16 protein-coding genes are annotated in these 16,009 nt (G+C 65.1%); 2 read left to right on the top strand and 14 right to left on the bottom strand.

Features of this window, described 5'->3' with window-relative positions:
* Positions 1 to 61 precede the first annotated feature (61 nt).
* The 14 genes from CU669_RS03265 to CU669_RS03200 all read right to left on the bottom strand — a co-directional run bounded on the left by CU669_RS03265 (position 62) and on the right by CU669_RS03200 (position 13,550).
* Positions 62 to 1,267, bottom strand: coding sequence for a vWA domain-containing protein (locus tag CU669_RS03265; protein ID WP_112142390.1), 1,206 nt, complete (start codon positions 1,265 to 1,267; stop codon positions 62 to 64).
* Between the two features lie 109 nt (positions 1,268 to 1,376).
* Positions 1,377 to 1,766, bottom strand: a complete 390-nt coding sequence (locus CU669_RS03260; protein ID WP_112142389.1) for a bacteriohemerythrin — start codon at positions 1,764 to 1,766, stop codon at positions 1,377 to 1,379.
* Positions 1,763 to 2,242 carry a GNAT family N-acetyltransferase gene (locus CU669_RS03255; RefSeq protein ID WP_112142388.1) on the bottom strand — a complete coding sequence of 160 codons (480 nt, stop codon included), beginning with the start codon at positions 2,240 to 2,242 and terminating at the stop codon, positions 1,763 to 1,765. Before CU669_RS03255 ends, CU669_RS03260 begins: the two co-directional genes overlap by 4 nt.
* Positions 2,242 to 3,087, bottom strand: coding sequence for an AAA family ATPase (locus CU669_RS03250; RefSeq protein ID WP_112142387.1), 846 nt, complete (start codon positions 3,085 to 3,087; stop codon positions 2,242 to 2,244). Before CU669_RS03250 ends, CU669_RS03255 begins: the two co-directional genes overlap by 1 nt.
* A gap of 235 nt (positions 3,088 to 3,322) precedes the next feature.
* Complete coding sequence (locus CU669_RS03245) at positions 3,323 to 3,682, bottom strand: phasin family protein (RefSeq protein WP_112142386.1); 360 nt, start codon at positions 3,680 to 3,682, stop codon at positions 3,323 to 3,325.
* Positions 3,683 to 3,892: 210 nt separating this feature from the next.
* Positions 3,893 to 4,324 (bottom strand): CBS domain-containing protein, encoded by a 432-nt coding sequence (locus tag CU669_RS03240; RefSeq protein WP_112142385.1) that lies wholly within the window; start codon positions 4,322 to 4,324, stop codon positions 3,893 to 3,895.
* A gap of 143 nt (positions 4,325 to 4,467) precedes the next feature.
* Positions 4,468 to 5,844 (bottom strand): phosphoglucomutase/phosphomannomutase PgmG, encoded by a 1,377-nt coding sequence (gene pgmG / locus CU669_RS03235; protein ID WP_112142384.1) that lies wholly within the window; start codon positions 5,842 to 5,844, stop codon positions 4,468 to 4,470.
* Positions 5,844 to 7,487 carry an alpha-D-glucose phosphate-specific phosphoglucomutase gene (locus tag CU669_RS03230; protein WP_112142383.1) on the bottom strand — a complete coding sequence of 548 codons (1,644 nt, stop codon included), beginning with the start codon at positions 7,485 to 7,487 and terminating at the stop codon, positions 5,844 to 5,846. The genes pgmG and CU669_RS03230 overlap by 1 nt, the downstream gene beginning before the upstream one ends.
* Before the next feature lie 80 nt (positions 7,488 to 7,567).
* Entirely contained in the window at positions 7,568 to 7,936 is a 369-nt protein-coding gene (locus CU669_RS03225) for an HVO_A0114 family putative DNA-binding protein (protein ID WP_112142382.1), read from the bottom strand.
* Complete coding sequence (locus CU669_RS03220) at positions 7,933 to 8,220, bottom strand: toxin-antitoxin system TumE family protein (RefSeq protein ID WP_112142381.1); 288 nt, start codon at positions 8,218 to 8,220, stop codon at positions 7,933 to 7,935. The genes CU669_RS03225 and CU669_RS03220 overlap by 4 nt, the downstream gene beginning before the upstream one ends.
* A 52-nt stretch (positions 8,221 to 8,272) precedes the next feature.
* Entirely contained in the window at positions 8,273 to 9,580 is a 1,308-nt protein-coding gene (locus CU669_RS03215; RefSeq protein ID WP_112142380.1) for a UDP-glucose dehydrogenase family protein, read from the bottom strand.
* An 18-nt stretch (positions 9,581 to 9,598) separates the two neighbouring features.
* Entirely contained in the window at positions 9,599 to 10,474 is an 876-nt protein-coding gene (gene galU, locus CU669_RS03210) for a UTP--glucose-1-phosphate uridylyltransferase GalU (RefSeq protein WP_112142379.1), read from the bottom strand.
* Positions 10,475 to 10,584: 110 nt separating this feature from the next.
* A complete protein-coding gene (locus tag CU669_RS03205) occupies positions 10,585 to 11,391 on the bottom strand; it encodes a division plane positioning ATPase MipZ (protein WP_112142378.1) in 807 nt (268 codons plus the stop codon).
* Positions 11,392 to 11,486: 95 nt separating this feature from the next.
* Positions 11,487 to 13,550: a molybdopterin oxidoreductase family protein gene (locus tag CU669_RS03200; RefSeq protein WP_192884568.1), complete on the bottom strand. Its 2,064-nt coding sequence runs from the start codon at positions 13,548 to 13,550 to the stop codon at positions 11,487 to 11,489.
* A gap of 125 nt (positions 13,551 to 13,675) precedes the next feature.
* Here CU669_RS03200 and CU669_RS03195 point away from each other — a divergent pair, with 125 nt between their 5' ends.
* Complete coding sequence (locus CU669_RS03195) at positions 13,676 to 14,785, top strand: NAD(P)/FAD-dependent oxidoreductase (protein ID WP_112142679.1); 1,110 nt, start codon at positions 13,676 to 13,678, stop codon at positions 14,783 to 14,785.
* Positions 14,782 to 16,005 carry a hypothetical protein gene (locus tag CU669_RS03190; RefSeq protein ID WP_112142377.1) on the top strand — a complete coding sequence of 408 codons (1,224 nt, stop codon included), beginning with the start codon at positions 14,782 to 14,784 and terminating at the stop codon, positions 16,003 to 16,005. Before CU669_RS03195 ends, CU669_RS03190 begins: the two co-directional genes overlap by 4 nt.
* Positions 16,006 to 16,009: the final 4 nt, after the last annotated feature.

The raw sequence follows: 16,009 nt of genomic DNA, 5'->3' as shown, positions 1-16,009 counted from the left end.
TCGGCGGCGGCATGGTAGCCGCTGCGTCGCCGATCCGGGGTTTCACTTTGATGACAAACGATCAGCGCGCCGACGCGCCGCGATTGAGGTCGCGCATGGCCAGATCGAGACCTTCCAGGGTCAGGGGATGCATGCGGCCCCCCATGAGCTGGGCCAGGATTCCGGTGGAATGGGTCCACTGCCAGCGCGATTGCGGAGTGGGGTTCAGCCAGGCCGCGCTGGGCCACTGGTCCAGCAGGCGCTGCATCCACACATGGCCCGGCTCCTCGTTCCATTCCTCCACCGCGCCGCCCGGCACGGTGATCTCGTAGGGGCTCATGGCGGCGTCGCCGACGAAGATCAGCTTGTAGTCGGACGGGAAGGTGTGGATCACGTCCCAGGTATGGGTGACGTCCTGGTGGCGGCGGCGGTTGTCCTTCCACAGACCGGAATAGGGGCAGTTGTGGAAGTAGAAATGCTCCAGGTGCTTGAACTCGGAGCGCACCGCCGAGAACAGCTCCTCGCAGGTGCGCACATGCTCGTCCATGGAGCCGCCGATATCGAGCAGCAGCAGCACCTTCACCTTGTTGTGGCGCTCGGGCACCATCTGGAGGTCGAGCATGCCGCCGGAACGCGCCGTCGAGCGGATGGTGCCGGGCAGGTCCAATTCGGTGGCGGCGCCCTCGCGGGCGAATTTGCGCAGGCGGCGAAGGGCGATGCGGTAGTTGCGGGTGCCCAGTTCAAGGCCGTCGTCCAGATTCTTGAAGGCACGTTCGTCCCACACCTTGACGGCGCGGCGATGGCGGGACTCGTTTTGGCCGATGCGGACGCCTTCCGGGTTGTAGCCATAGGCGCCGAACGGCGATGTGCCAGCCGTACCGATCCATTTGGAGCCGCCCTGGTGGCGTTCCTTCTGCTCCTCGAGGCGCTTCCTCAGCGTCTCCATCAGCTTGTCGAAGCCGCCCAGCGACTTGATCTCGGCCATTTCTTCCGGGCTCAGATGCTTTTCCGCCAGCCTGCGCAGCCATTCCTCGGGGATGGCCGCCTTGATGGCGTCGGACAGGGCGTCGGCCTCGGTCAGCACGCCCTGGAACACCTTGCCGAAAATCCGGTCGAACTTGTCGAGATTGCGCTCGTCCTTAACAAGGCAGGACCGCGCCAGATAATAGAAGGTGTCCACCGACTGTTCCGCCACACCGGCCTGCAAAGCCTCCATCAGCGTCAGGTACTCTTTCAGAGTGACCGGCACCTTGGCATCGCGTAGTTCGAGGAACAGAGTGAGGAACATGGCTTATGGACGAGCTCTTGGCGAGAAGTTGCGGCCAAAGGTCGGCGCGCCTCGTGGCGCGAAAGCCAAGCGCGCGGAGACGCGCGCCCGGCGATTGAAGGACACCAAACTACCCCGCCTTCGCCTTGGCCCAGGCGGCGTATTTCAGATCCTCGATGAGGATATGCCCCTTCAGCCAGGTCCACAGGAAGTCGGCCACCCGCTGGTCGGTATCGGTGAAGCCTTCGGCGCGATACTGCTTCAGCATGGCGGAAACCTGATCGGCGAAGACGTCGTGCTGGCCGCGATGACCATCCAAGCCGGGATAGCCGATGGAGTCCAGGAACTGTTCCTCGCGCTCGAAATGGCCACCCACATAGTCCAACAGCTCGTTGAACAGCTCGACGAAGCCGGTGTCGGAATAATGCAGGCCGTTGATCAGGTGGATCAGATGCTTGTGGTCGTCGTCCAAGGCCTCGACGCCGACGCTCATGGCTTCGGTCCACTGGATGGTGGTCATACGGTTTCTCCCTGTCGCGGTTCTGCCAGGGTCAGACGATGGAGCACCCAATCCCCCTGCGCGGCGAATCCCTGCTTCTCATAAAAGGCGCGGGCACTGTTCCAGTTCAAGACATTGACATCCACGCGCCCGCATTTGCGCTCCGCCGCCATCCTGGCGACCCGCTCCACCAAGGCGCGGGCGACACCTTGGCCGCGGGCGGTCTCGCGCACGAAGAGGTCATGGATCACGAGACCCGGCCGGGCCTGCCAACTGGAATAGGTGGGAAGGACGGTGACGAAGCCGACTCTCCGCCCATCCAGTTCGGCGAACAGACATTCGAAGCGAGGGTTTGGCCCGAAACCGTCGCGGCGAAAATCCTCCTCCTGGCAGCGCAGCGATTCCGGCGGAGCCCGCTCGAACGCCGCCAGTTCCCGCAGCATGGCCACCAGTTCGGCCATATCGTCTGGATTGGCGGAGCGGACAACCAGCCCCATCAGCGTCCCTCCCGCCGGCTCATGAAGGCCAGGCGTTCGAACAAGTGGACGTCCTGCTCGTTCTTCAACAACGCCCCATGCAGTTTGGGGATCAGCGTGCGGGAATCCTTGGCCCGCAGATCCTCGGGGCTCAGATCCTCGGCCAGGATCAGCTTGATCCAGTCCAGCAGTTCCGAGGTAGAAGGCTTCTTCTTCAGCCCCTGAACCTCGCGGATATCGAAGAAGGCGGTCAGTGCCTCGTGCAGCAGGAGTGGCTTGATGGCGGGGAAATGCACCGCGACGATGCGCTCCATGGTCTCGCGGTCAGGAAAGCGGATGTAGTGGAAAAAGCATCGCCGCAGGAAGGCGTCGGGCAGTTCCTTCTCGTTGTTCGACGTGATGATCACCAGCGGCCGACGTTCCGCCCGGATGACCTGCTTGGTCTCGTAAACATGGAACTCCATGCGGTCCAGTTCCAGCAGCAGGTCGTTGGGGAACTCGATATCGGCCTTGTCCACCTCGTCGATCAGCAGGACCGGCGGCTCGGGGGCCTCGAAGGCCTCCCACAGCTTGCCCTTGACGATGTAGTTGGAAATATCGTGGACGCGCTGATCGCCCAATTGGGAATCCCGCAATCGCGCCACCGCGTCGTATTCGTACAGGCCCTGCTGCGCCTTGGTGGTGGACTTGATGTGCCACTGGATCAGGGGGCGTCCCAGCGATCGGGCCACCTCGGTGGCCAGCACGGTCTTGCCGGTGCCGGGCTCGCCCTTGATCAGCAGCGGGCGCTCCAGCCGGAGCGCGGCGTTGACCGCCACCAAAAGATCCTCGGTGGCCACATAGCTATCGGTACCGCGAAACGTCATGACGGGTCTCCTCCTCCTTCCCAAGGTAGTGGGCGGGCGGCGTCAGGGCAAGAGATCGCGGTGAGAGCCCCCAAAAAGCGAACCCCGGCCATGGGAGGATGGCCGGGGTTCTTGTCCGTCGTCGCAGGCGTCCGAAACGCGGGATGGGGGGGGGAGAGTCCCGGATACCCGAGCGCGGCGACGGCTTATTTCAAGAGGCCCCAAGGTGGAGGACCGAGAGGCCTCTCGAAGAAAGTTAGGCAGCGACCTTGGTCAGAGCCTGGAACGCGGCGAAGCGGGCGTTCAGCGGCTCGACGGCGGCGGTGAAGGCCGAGGTGGCCAGCTCGGCCAGCTTCTTGCTGTCGGAGATGGCGGTCTCGAAGGACTCGCGGGCCAGCTTGCCCTGCAGGTCGGCCAGCTCGGCCGGGGACTTCACGGCGAACAGAGCCTTCACGGCGGCGTCGGCCTTCTCGACATTCTTGGCGACCACGGCCTGCTGGGCCTTGGCGATCTCTTCGAAAGCCTTCACGGTGGCGGCGCTGCTCTTGGCGATGGCGTCGGCGTTGTCCTTGGACAGAGAAACCAGCTTTTCGAAACCTTCGATCTTGAAGCTCATGGTGACACCCTTTCTGATTTGGTGGTGTGCACTCCGCCCCATGGCTTTTGTGCACCGCAACATGAGCATAATCTCGTTGATTCCGTGCTGCGGTGCAACATGAATATTGCGGCGCAGCAAAAACGTCACGCATGGGCCTCCGCGAAATTTGCATACCCCAAAGCAAAGCCCCGGAACCCAAGGGCTCCGGGGCTTTTGTCGGCGATGGAATCAGCGGGTGGCGGCGAAGTCGCGCAGCACGTTCATTTCCATCTGGGCTTCATGGAGGCGGAAATTCACCGCGTCACCGATGGAAACGATGCCCAGCAGGTCGTCCTTCTCCACCACCGGCAGGTGACGGATGCGGCGTTCGGTCATCACTTCCATGATGCCCTTGACGGTATCGGAGGGGCCGCAGGTGACCACCGGCGACGACATGACGTTGCGCACGGCCATTTCCAGCGCGCCCTTGCCGTATTGGGTCAGGCCCTTGACGATGTCGCGCTCGGACAGCACGCCCACCAGCTTGCCCTTGGCGTCGCACACCACCGCGACGCCGACCTTCTTATTGGTCAGCAAGGCAGCGGCTTCGGCGACGGTATGTTCGGGGCGCACGGTAAAAACATTGCTGCCCTTGGTCTTGAGAATGGTTTCAACCGACATCTATGTCCCCCTTTGGACTGAACTGCACCGTTATTGTCGTGACAGGGCGAACGGTTTCGCCATGCCTGCATTTGGGTCAGAATGGGGCTGGTCGCGGATAAATTCAACGATCAACTCGGCAATTGGCATGCGTAAAGCGGGCGTCAGCCCGGCGCCTTGACGCCGCTTGCCGCCAGATGCTCGGTCAACGTCATCCGCAATCGCTTCAAACCCTCGGCCGTGGTCGCTTCGCAGCGGGCCACCAGGACCGCCTGGGTGTTGGAGGCCCGCAACAGCCACCAGCCATCCTCGGTATCCACCCGCACCCCGTCGATGGCATTGAAGGCGGCGCCCTGCGCTTCCAGCCGCCCGCGCACTTCGGCCACCACCGCGAATTTACGTTCTTCCGGACAATCGAACCGGATCTCGGGAGTGTTGACCATATGAGGCAGCCGGTCGCGGCGGTGGCCCAGCGTCTCCTTGTCCCAGCGCGCCACGATCCCCAACAGCCGCACCGCCGCGTAAAGGGCGTCGTCGAAGCCGTAATAGCGGTCGGCGAAGAAGATATGGCCGCTCATCTCGCCCGCCAGGGGGGCGCCGATCTCGGCCATCTGGGTCTTGATCAGCGAATGGCCGGTGCGCCCCATGACCGGTTTGCCGCCCATGCGGGCGACCTCGTCGAAGAACACCTTGGACGCCTTGACGTCGGCGATGATGGTGGCGCCGGGCCGCGCCTTCAGCAGATCCTCGGCCAGGATCACCAGGATCTGGTCGCCCCATAGGATGCGGCCCTCGCCGTCCACCACCCCGATGCGGTCGCCGTCGCCGTCGAAGGCGATGCCCAGATGGGCGCCTTCGGCCAGGACGTGATCTTGCAACGCCACCAGATTGTGCGGCTCGGTGGGATCGGGGTGGTGATTGGGAAAACGCCCGTCGATCTCGCCGAACAGCACCTTGTGGGTGCCGGGCAGCCGCTTGACCAGGGCCGTCAGAACCTCGCCGGTGGCGCCGTTGCCGCAATCCCACACCACTTTAAGGCCGCGTTCGCCGTCATAATCCTGGGCCAGACGGGTGACGTATTCGTCGAATATGGCGTCGTTGACCGCCTCGCCTTCACCACGGGCATAGTCGCCGGACCGGGCGATCTTGCCCAGGTCGTGTATGTCGGGGCCGAAGAACGGCTTACCCGCCAGCACCATCTTGAAGCCGTTGTGATTGGGCGGATTATGGCTGCCGGTGACCATGATGCCGCCGTCGGCTTCCCGCACCTTCGCGGCGTAATACAGCATGGGCGTCGGGCCACGGCCGATGCGCCGCACCAGACAGCCGACCTGCATCAGCCCCTCGGTCAAGGCCTGGGCCATGTCGGGCGAGGACAGCCTTCCGTCCCAGCCCAGACAGACCACCCGGCCGCCGTTGCGGCGCACCCGCGTGCCGAAGGCGCGGCCGATGGCGCGGGCATCGGCGTCGAACAGGGTCTCGCCGACAATGCCGCGAATGTCGTATTCCCGCAAAATGCTGGGATGGAAGATGTGGGGCATCAGGTAATCACCGTCGGTTCGGTTCGGCCCGTGCGGGCCTCGATCTCGGCCAGATCGCGGGCGATCTTGATCAAATCGGCAAGGGCGGTCTGAGGATCAAGATGGTGCTTGGCCGAATCGGGCTCGTAGCGCTCGATATAGACTCGCAAGGTCGCGCCCTCGGTGCCGGTGCCCGACAGGCGGAACACCACGCGGGACCCGTCCTCGAACACCACCCGGATACCCTGCTTGGTGCTGACGCTGCCGTCCACCGGGTCGGTATAGGCGAAGTCGTCGTTGAAGGCGACGGCGTAGGCCCCCAGGCGCTTGCCCTTCAGGGCGAGGCCACGCAGATGCTCCATCAGCCCGTCGGCGGCCTTGGCGTCGATGCCTTCGTAGTCATGGCGGGAATAGACGTTGCGGCCGTATTCCTTCCAATGGGCCGTGACGATATCGGCGACGCTTTCCTTGCGCCTGGCCAGCACGTTCAGCCACATGAGCACCGCCCACAACCCGTCCTTTTCCCGCACATGGTCCGAGCCGGTGCCGAAGCTTTCCTCGCCGCACAAGGTCGCCTTGCCCGCGTCCAGCAAGGTGCCAAAGAACTTCCAGCCGGTGGGGGTCTCCCAGGCGGGAATGCCCAACTTGGCCGCCACCCGGTCGGGCGCCGCGCTGGTGGGCATGGAGCGCGCTATGCCCTTCAGCCCCTGGGCATAGCCGGGGCACAGGGTGGCATTGGCCGCCAGCACCGCCAGCGAGTCCGACGGCGTCACATAGAAGTCGCGGCCCAGCACCATGTTGCGGTCGCCGTCGCCGTCCGAGGCGGCGCCGAAATCGGGGGCGCCGTCACCGGTCAGGGCCTCCACCAGATCATGGGCATGCACCAGATTGGGATCGGGATGGCCGCCGCCGAAATCCTCCAACGGCACCCCATTCATCACCGTGCCCTTGGGCGCCCCCAGTCGGTTTTCCAGGATCTCCACCGCATAGGGACCGGTCACCGCGTGCATGGCGTCGAACTTCATGCGGAACCCGCCCTTGAAGGCGGCGCGGATGGCGGGAAAGTCGAACAGGCTTTCCATCAGGGCGGCGTAATCGGCCACCGGATCGAACACTTGGACCACCATGTCGCCGAGGCGCTGTTCGCCCAGCTTGTCCAGATCGAGATCGGGCGCTTCGACGATCTTGTAGGAGCCGATCACCTGGGAGCGGGCATGGATGGCTTCGGTGACGGCTTCCGGAGCGGGGCCGCCCGCCGGGATGTTGTATTTGATCCCGAAATCCTCGGTGGGACCGCCGGGATTGTGGCTGGCCGACAGGATGATGCCGCCGAAGGTCTTGTACTTGCGAATAACGCAAGACGCGGCAGGCGTCGACAGGATGCCGCCCCGGCCCACCATCACCTTGGCGAAACCGTTGCCAGCCGCCATCTTGATGATGGCCTGGATGGCGGTGCGGTTGTAGTAGCGGCCGTCGCCGCCCACCACCAGCGTCTTGCCCGCGACCTCGCCGCCCGTTTCCCCTCCAATGGAATCGAACACCGCCTGGACGAAGTTTTCCAGGTAATGGGGCTGGGAGAATACCGCGACCTTCTTGCGCAGGCCCGAGGTGCCCGGCTTCTGGCCGGAAAACGGAGTGGTGACGACGGTCTTCACACTAGCCATGGCGGCAATCTCCCTGCCCGCGATTCGCTTCGCCGTTGATGGCGGAAGCGGGCTGACGTGTCAATGGAGCGAAGCGCGGATTACTCGGCTGCCTGGGGCGAAAGCAGGGTAATGGAGGTGTGGATTTCGTCGTAATCGGCCCGCCAGCAATCGCCGTCGCGCTCCACCAGTCCGACCGTCGCCAGGGCCGTAAGATCCTCGTGGACCCGTTTGTAATCACGCCCCAGGGCGCGCGCCAGGGCGCGGATACTTTTCTCCGGCGTTTGATGAAGATGGCGCAGCAATTCGTGCCGCTTATCGGTCATCACCGGCGCCAGCGCCGACCAACTGACGAAGGTGACGGTATCTTGGGGAACGACGGAATCCCCCGCCTGCGCCCGAGCCCAGGCGTCGCCGAAACGCTTGGCGGCGTCCTGGAGCGTGCCGCCCACATGAACCGTCTTGGTCATCGCCGCCTCCGCAGATCCTCGACTTCGGCCACGAACCGCTCCAACAAGAGGTCCATGGAGGTGAAGTCAAATGACTCCTCGCTGTCGACGACGTGGCGGTGGTCGCCCTTGCCGCGCTCATTGTCGTAGCCGAGCACGCGCACACCATCGACGATATAGACGAGACTGTATTTGAATGGATGAACCGACGGCGATAGTGGCGACGGCAGCAGCCAAGCCACCATTTCCACCAAGGCACCGTCAGGATAGACGACCCGTTCACGGATCAGCAGACTCGCCTTCATGATGGCGAATCATGCCATCATGAAGGCGATGGCGTCAAGCGCCATCAAATCGTCATGGCCGTCCGATGCTGGTATAGGCGAAGCCCAGTTCCTTCATCTCGTCGGGCGCGTAGACATTGCGCAGATCGACGATGGCGGGCGATTTCAGCAGCGACTTGACCTTGTCCAGGTCCAGCGCCCGGAACTCGTTCCATTCGGTCACGATGACAAGGCATTCGGCCCCGGCCATGGTGGCATAGGCGTTGTCGCAATACTGCACCGCGGGCGGCAGCAGCTTGGCGGCCTCCTTCATGCCTTCGGGATCGAAGGCCTTGATGACGGCGCCGGCATCGAGGAGGGTGGCGACGATGTCGATGGCGGGCGAATCGCGCATGTCGTCGGTATTGGGCTTGAAGGTCAGGCCCAGCACGGCGACGGACTTGCCCTTGACCGAGCCGCCGCAGGCGGCGATCACGCGGCCCGCCATCTGCTTCTTGCGCTCGTCGTTGACCGCCACCACCGTCTCGATGATCTTCAGCGGAGCGTCGAAGTCACGGGCGGTCTTGACCAGGGCCAGGGTGTCCTTGGGGAAGCACGAACCGCCATAGCCGGGACCGGGATGCAGGAATTTCTTGCCGATGCGGCCGTCGAGGCCGATGCCCTTGGCCACGTCGTGGACGTCGGCGCCCACCTTCTCGCACAGATCGGCGATCTCGTTGATGAAGGTGATCTTGGTGGCCAGGAAGGTGTTACCGGCGTATTTGATCAGTTCGGAGGTGCGCCGCGAGGTGAAGACGATGGGCGTCTCGATCAGGAACAGCACCCGATAGAGCTGCTTCATCACCCGCTGGGCCTTGGCCGATTCGGTGCCGATCACCACCCGGTCGGGGCGCATGAAGTCGTTGATTGCCGAGCCTTCGCGCAGGAATTCCGGGTTGGACACCACATCGAATTCGGCATCGGGACGCCGGGCGCGAATGATGCGTTCCACCTCGTCGCCGGTTCCCACCGGCACGGTGGATTTGGTGACCACCACGGTATAGCCGTCCATGGCGTCGGCGATTTCCTCGGCCGCCGCGTAGACATAGCTGAGATCGGCATGGCCGTCGCCGCGCCGCGACGGCGTGCCCACCGCGATGAACACCGCGTCGGCGTCCTTGACCGCGCTCTTCAGGTCGGTGGTGAAGCTGAGACGGCCGGAATCCACATTGGCGGCGACCATGTCGTCGAGGCCCGGCTCGAAGATGGGCATGACGTTCTCGCCCAACAGCTCGATCTTGCGGGCATCCTTGTCGACACAGGTGACGTGGATGCCGAATTCCGAGAAGCACGTTCCGGACACCAGGCCCACATAGCCGGTGCCGATCATGGCGATGCGCATGTCTGTCGCGTCCTTGTGTTATTGCGGCTGGAAGCGGCGGATCAGGTCGCGGGCCGCCTCGGCGGTGTCGTCACGGGCCAGGGCGAAGGCCAGATTGGCCTCCAGCCAGCCCACCTTGTCGCCGCAGTCGAAGCGCTGGCCCTCGAAGCGCAGGCCGTGGAACGGCACCATGCCGATGGTCTGGCTGATGGCGTCGGTCAGCTGGATCTCGCCGCCCGCGCCCTTTTCCTTCTTGTCCAGCACGTCGAAGACGGCCGGATGCAGGATATAGCGGCCGATGATGGACAGCGTCGAGGGCGCCACTTCCGGATCGGGCTTTTCCACCAGGCCCTTGGCCTTGGCGAGGCGGCCGTTGTCGAATTCAACGTCCAGGATGCCGTAGCGCTTGGTGTGCTCGCGCGGCACGTCGGAGACGGCGACCACATGGCCGCCCACCTCGGTGTGGACGGCGGCCATCTGCTTCAGGCAGGCGGTCTTGGCCAGGATGAGATCGTCGGGCAGCAGCACGGCGAAGGGCTCGTCGGCCACCAGATCGCGGGCGCACCACACGGCATGGCCCAGGCCCAGCGGCTCGGACTGGCGGGTATAGGAGATCTGGCCCGACTTGGGCATCCAGCTGGTGACCGCCTCGACCAGATCGAACTTGCCGCGATCCTTGAGGATGCGTTCCAGCTCGGGATTGTTGTCGAAATGGTCTTCCAGCGCGTTCTTGCCGCGCCCGGTCACGAAGATGAAGTGTTCGCATCCGGCGGCGGCGGCTTCTTCCACCGCGTACTGGATCAGCGGCTTATCCACCACCGGCAGCATTTCCTTCGGCATCGCCTTGGTGGCGGGAAGGAAACGGGTGCCCATGCCACCCACGGGGAACACGGCCTTGCGCACGCGACGCGACATCGGGAACTCCTTCGAGCTTTATCCATGCGGCCGCTCGGCGCCAATTTAAGCGCCCTGGGCCGATGGCGGCTGTTTTGCCACGACGGCGGCCTGGACGCAACGAGAGTCCGCTAAACGGTGGGCTTCAAATGATTGAGGCCAATGGCATCCACCAGGGTCCGCAATTCCTGGCGGGCGGCCACATGGCTCATGGAGAATTCGAAGCCCATGATCTTCTGGCGCAGGTCCAGCAGGGTCAGGCCTTCCAGGAACATGGAGCGGTAGATCACCCGCTCGCCCAGGCCGGGAATGACGCGGAACCCCACCCGCTTGGACAGATCGCCCAGCAGCTTTTCCATGTCGCGCTTGTTCCGCGCGTCCAGATTGGACAGCCGGTTGCGCAGCACGATCCAGTCCACCACCGCCTTTTCGCCGCGAATGGCGCGGGCCTTCTTGGTCTCCCACACCATCTCGGAGTAATGGCTGGGCCGCTGGATCTTCATGGTGCCGGGCTCCACCAGGGCCAGCACATCCAGATCCACCAGCGAGTCGTTGAGCGGCGTCACCAGCGTATCGGCGAAGGAATGGCCCAGCCGCGACAGATAGTGATCCGAGCCGGGGGTGTCGATCACCACCACGTCATGGGTGGCCGCCATATGAGCGAAGGTCTCGTTCAACTTGGCCTCGTCGCCCGCCCGATCGTCGGTGGGCGGCAGCGCCACATGCTCGGGCAGCGGCAGTCCCAACTCGGCCAGATCCTTGCGGGCTTGGCGGTTGCGGATATAGCGGGTCAGGGTGGCCTGGCGGGCGTCGAGATCGATGCTGCCCACCGACAGGCCGCGTTCCAGCAGGCTGATGATCAGATGCATGGAGACGGTGGACTTGCCGGTGCCGCCCTTCTCGTTGCCGACCACCACGATATGCGCGCGCTTGGTCATGGGAAAATTCCTTTCAGTCCCTCAGTCGCCGGGCGCATCCCTCCGGGATGCTTGGCTTTCGCCGCACGAGCGGCGGGCGCGCAATGCGCCAGTCGCTACGCTCCATTTTCATCGTCGTCGGCCGGAAGCATCGCCTTCAGCCAAACCTTGGTGTCGTGAAAGACCGCGCCTCCGGCGGGAAGCGCCGCGTCGGCGCTGGTCAGGTGGTTGATGCCGAGCCCCTCGGCGAAATGGCGGTCCGGCCAGATGCTTTCCACCACCACCACGCCACGGGCGATGCCGGAGGTCGCCGCCACCCGCACCAAGACCGAGCCCTTGGCGTTACCGATACGGACCATGCCGCCGCTTTCCAGCCCCAGGGCGGCGCAATCCTCGGCATGGATCAGCGCCGTCGGCTCCTTGGCCTGGGCCAGGGAAGTGGGGGTCTCGGTGAAGGTGGAGTTGAGGAAGTGGCGCGACGGCGGGGTGATCAGGCGGAAGGGGTGCGCGGCATCGGCATTCTCGATCACGTCGAAATGATCGGGCAGTTCGGGCAGCCCCTCCGCGCCCCATTCCGGCGCGAAACGGAAGCGGCCGTCGGGATGGCCGAAGCCCGACAGGAAATGGGCGTCGTCGAACACCTTGCCGCAGTTCAGCCAGCCCATGGCGTGAATCTCCGCCGCCTTGGGCAGGTCGGAGGCATCCAGCACCTGATCCATCATCTCCCATTCGTCCATCTCGAAGCCGGGATGCACCGCCCCCAGCCGCGCCGCCAGATCGCAGATGACCCGATGGTTGGAACGGGATTCGCCCTGGGGCGCGATCACCGGCTTGGCCACTTGCAGAAAGGTGTGGCCGTAGGAGGTGTAGAGGTCGGAATGTTCCATGCTGGTGGTGGCGGGCAGCACCATATCGGCGAACCGGGCGGTCTCGGTCATCACCTGTTCGTGGACGCATAAGAACAGATCGTCGCGGGCCAGACCCTGCCGCACCAGGCCACTGTCGGGCGCCACCACCGCCGGATTGGTGTTCTGCATCAGCATGGCGGTGACCGGCGGCCCCTTGCCCACGTCGCCGGTGAGGATGGGGCCGATGCGGCTCATGTCCAGGCTGCGCACCGGCCGTTGCGGCACGTCCAATCCGTCCAGCAGGGTTCGCGCCAGATCGAAGACGCCGCTGGTGCTTTGCATCGCGCCGCCGCCCTTGTGCTTCCAGGCGCCGGTCACGGCGGGCAGGCAACTGACCGCGTGCAGATTGGCGGCGCCGTTGCGCGAGCGGGAAAAGCCATAGCCCACCCGCAGAAAGGAATTGGGCACGCCGCCGTAAAGCTTGGCGAAAGCCTCGATCTCCGCCTCGGTCAGGCCGGTGATGGCGGCGGCCCAGGCGGGGGTGCGGCTCTCCAGATGACGTTCCAGCCGCTCGGGGCAATCGGTGTAGCGGGCCAGATAGTCGCGGTCGGCCAAATCGTCCCTGAACAGCACATGCATCACCGCCGAGGCCAGCGCCCCGTCGGTGCCGGGACGCAACATCAGATGCAGGTCGGCCTTGTCCGCCGTGGCGGTGCGATAGGGATCGACCACCACCAGCTTGGCGCCGTTCGCCGTCTTGGCCTGCTTGATCAATCCCATCAACTGGACCTGGGTAGCGGCGGGATTGGCGCCCCACACCACCACCAGCCCGCTCTGGGCGATTTCCTGGGGCGGCACCCCCCATTTGGAGCCCACGCCCCCCGCCCAGCCCGCTCCGGCGGCCGAGGCGCAGATGGTCTTCAATTGCCCCGAATAGCCCATGACGCGGCGCAGCCGGTTGATGCCCGATTGCTGCACATGGCCCATGGTGCCCGCATAGAAATAGGGCCACACGGTTTCCGGCCCCAGCCTTTCCGCCGCATCCTTGAAGCGGGCGGCGATCTCGTCCAGCGCCTCGCCCCAGGTGATGCGTTCGAAACGCCCCTCGCCCTTGGCGCCGACACGACGGAGGGGATGCAGCACCCGGTCCGGGTGATGGACCCGCTCGGCGTAGCGGGCGACCTTGGCGCAGATGACGCCGTCCACATAGGGCATGGCGGCCCCGTGCACCCGGCCGATCCTGTCGCCGGGCAGCACCTCGACCTCCAAGGCGCAGGCGCTGGGGCAGTCGTGGGGGCAGACGGAGGGGCGGGTTTCGGCGGTCACTTGCATCAATCCTTTTGTGCGGCGCGGCGAAGTCTAGCCGCAGCCGGGCCGCCGAGGCAACGCTTCCGCGCTTCCCGCCCCGATGCTATGCTCCGCGACATCTAGAGGGTGATCCGGGATTGGAAGACAAGGTGTTGACGGACATCGGGGCGGAACGGGTCGACAGCGTGGTGATCGGCGCAGGCGTGGTCGGGCTTGCCGTCGCCCGCCAGCTGGCGCTGGCCGGACGCGAGGTGCTGGTGCTGGAAGCCGAGGGCGCCATCGGCTCGGGCATCTCGTCGCGCAACAGCGAGGTGATCCACGCCGGCATGTATTATCCCAAGGACAGCCTGAAGGCACGGCTCTGCGTCGCGGGCAACCGCATGCTGCGCGACTATGCCGCCAGCCGGGGCGTCACCTTCCGCATGACCGGCAAGCTGATTGTCGCCACCGACGCCGACGAAGCCAGGGCGCTGGACGCCATTCTCGCCAAGGGCCGCGACAACGGCGTCGAAGGGCTGACCGCCATTTCCGCCGCCGAGGCCCGTGCCCTGGAGCCCAAGGTCAAGTGCGTCGCCGCGCTGTTCTCGCCCGACACCGGCATCATCGACACCCACGGGCTGATGCTGGCCCTGCAGGGCGAGGCGGAGGACCGGGGGGCGTCGGTGGTCTTCAAGTCGCCGGTCCTGGAAGGCCGCGCCACCGAATCCGGCACCCTGATCCGGGTGGGCGGCGCCGAGCCCATGACCCTGCTGGTCGATCGCGTCGTGGTCTGCGCCGGTCTGTCCAGCCCCCGCCTCGGGCAGGCCCTGGGCCTGAAAAATGTCCCGCCCGCCTATCTGTGCAAGGGCAATTATTTCGGCCTGACCGGCAAGACGCCGTTCACCCATCTGGTCTATCCGGTGCCGGTGGCCGCCGGTCTGGGGGTGCATTTCACCCTGGATCTGGCCGGTCGCGGCCGCTTCGGCCCCGACGTGGAATGGGTGGCGCGCGAGGACTACGTGGTCGATCCCCGCCGGGGCGACGCCTTCTACGCCGCCATCCGCCGCTATTGGCCCGGCCTGAAGGACGGCGCGCTGGAACCCGCCTATGCCGGGATCCGTCCCAAGATCCAGGCCGAGGGCGAGCCCGCCCGCGACTTCGTCCTCCACGGCCCCGCCGAGACCGGCGCCCCCGGCGTGGCGGCGCTTTACGGAATCGAAAGCCCTGGGCTGACATCCTGTCTTGCCATCGCCCGCCACGTTGGAGATTTGCTGGCATGAGAAGAGGACTATTGGGGGGAATCCTCGCCCTCACCCTGGCCCTGGCCTCGCCCGCCCTGGCGCTGGACAAGCCGCGCGACTTCGTGCCGCCGCCCATGGAGCGCATCCCCAATTTCCGCGACCAGACCCGCGACGTGATCCTGGAACTGGCCCGCTACGCCAAGAAGCGCAGCCCCAATTTCCAGGTGATGATGCGCGGCGGCTCGGAGCTGCTGGTCAAGGGCGAGATCGAGGTGGAGTGGGAAGATATCCGCGACCCCCAGGGCACCAACTTCATCAAGCGCCTGCCGTTGCGCGCCACCTATCGCCAGTTGGTCCAAACCCTGGACGCCATCGTGGTGGATGGCCTGTATTGCGGCCCCTACAAATTCGACAAGCCCTTGGCCGAACTGGTCAAGGCCCGGCGCGACCTGGACGCCGAGCTGGACGCCGAACGCAGGCGCGGCATCCACCGCACCCCCACCCCGGTGGAAATGGGGCCGTTCAGCAACGACCCCACCGAGGAACTGCGCAAGGCCACCGAGATCAAGGTGAAGCAGGAGCGTGCCGAGGTGCAACGGCGCGCGCTTTACGCCATCGCCGCCATGCGCGACGAGGGCCGCAATGTGCTGTCGGTGGATTTCTGCGCCGACGCCAAGGAGACCGAGGCCGCCTTCCGGGCGGGTGCCCGCGACAAGACGCCCACCTTCGCCAAGACCGGCGAGACGCCGTTGGACGATACGCCCCGCGCCCATGCCGCCTATGAGAACCCCGCCGAGGTGCTGAGCCTGGCCACGGCGCGCAACTGGCTGCCGGTGCTGCGCTCGGACCGCTTCGGCACCAAGGGCAAGTTCATGGACGCCGTCGCCAATACCAATTACGACATGGTGGTGGTGGACGTGGCCCATCGCTCGTCGGACCTGCTGGTCAAATCCGACATCGCCAAGCTGAAGTTCAAGAAGCTGGGGGCGCGGCGTCTCGTCATGGCGGCGATGCCCATCGGGCGGGCCTATGACTGGCGCTGGTACTGGCTGCGCGACTGGGATGTGGGCAATCCCGCCTTCGTCTTCGCCCATGACGAGCCGCCCGGCGTGTTCATCACCGACACCGGCAGCGGCGAATGGCGCGGCGTGCTGGGCAAGTATCTGGCGGGCATCATGGATCTGGGCTTCGACGGCGTCATGTTCGACGATGTCGGCACCTATCTGTGGTTCGAAGACCTGATGCCCTTGGGAAGATGACGTT

The sequence above is a fragment of the Paramagnetospirillum kuznetsovii genome (assembly GCF_003284725.1).
Lineage (GTDB): Bacteria > Pseudomonadota > Alphaproteobacteria > Rhodospirillales > Magnetospirillaceae > Phaeospirillum > Phaeospirillum kuznetsovii.
Note: the sequence above shows the minus strand (reverse complement) of the source record. Positions and strands in the feature narration are given on the sequence as shown.

What these genes read in the sequence shown, in the direction of transcription:
- CU669_RS03265 (WP_112142390.1), bottom strand. Translation starts at nt 1,267, where the DNA reads ATGTTCCTCACTCTGTTCCTCGAACTACGCGATGCCAAGGTGCCGGTC.
- CU669_RS03260 (WP_112142389.1), bottom strand. Translation starts at nt 1,766, where the DNA reads ATGACCACCATCCAGTGGACCGAAGCCATGAGCGTCGGCGTCGAGGCC.
- CU669_RS03255 (WP_112142388.1), bottom strand. Translation starts at nt 2,242, where the DNA reads ATGGGGCTGGTTGTCCGCTCCGCCAATCCAGACGATATGGCCGAACTG.
- CU669_RS03250 (WP_112142387.1), bottom strand. Translation starts at nt 3,087, where the DNA reads ATGACGTTTCGCGGTACCGATAGCTATGTGGCCACCGAGGATCTTTTG.
- CU669_RS03245 (WP_112142386.1), bottom strand. Translation starts at nt 3,682, where the DNA reads ATGAGCTTCAAGATCGAAGGTTTCGAAAAGCTGGTTTCTCTGTCCAAG.
- CU669_RS03240 (WP_112142385.1), bottom strand. Translation starts at nt 4,324, where the DNA reads ATGTCGGTTGAAACCATTCTCAAGACCAAGGGCAGCAATGTTTTTACC.
- pgmG (WP_112142384.1), bottom strand. Translation starts at nt 5,844, where the DNA reads ATGCCCCACATCTTCCATCCCAGCATTTTGCGGGAATACGACATTCGC.
- CU669_RS03230 (WP_112142383.1), bottom strand. Translation starts at nt 7,487, where the DNA reads ATGGCTAGTGTGAAGACCGTCGTCACCACTCCGTTTTCCGGCCAGAAG.
- CU669_RS03225 (WP_112142382.1), bottom strand. Translation starts at nt 7,936, where the DNA reads ATGACCAAGACGGTTCATGTGGGCGGCACGCTCCAGGACGCCGCCAAG.
- CU669_RS03220 (WP_112142381.1), bottom strand. Translation starts at nt 8,220, where the DNA reads ATGAAGGCGAGTCTGCTGATCCGTGAACGGGTCGTCTATCCTGACGGT.
- CU669_RS03215 (WP_112142380.1), bottom strand. Translation starts at nt 9,580, where the DNA reads ATGCGCATCGCCATGATCGGCACCGGCTATGTGGGCCTGGTGTCCGGA.
- galU (WP_112142379.1), bottom strand. Translation starts at nt 10,474, where the DNA reads ATGTCGCGTCGCGTGCGCAAGGCCGTGTTCCCCGTGGGTGGCATGGGC.
- CU669_RS03205 (WP_112142378.1), bottom strand. Translation starts at nt 11,391, where the DNA reads ATGACCAAGCGCGCGCATATCGTGGTGGTCGGCAACGAGAAGGGCGGC.
- CU669_RS03200 (WP_192884568.1), bottom strand. Translation starts at nt 13,550, where the DNA reads ATGCAAGTGACCGCCGAAACCCGCCCCTCCGTCTGCCCCCACGACTGC.
- CU669_RS03190 (WP_112142377.1), top strand. Translation starts at nt 14,782, where the DNA reads ATGAGAAGAGGACTATTGGGGGGAATCCTCGCCCTCACCCTGGCCCTG.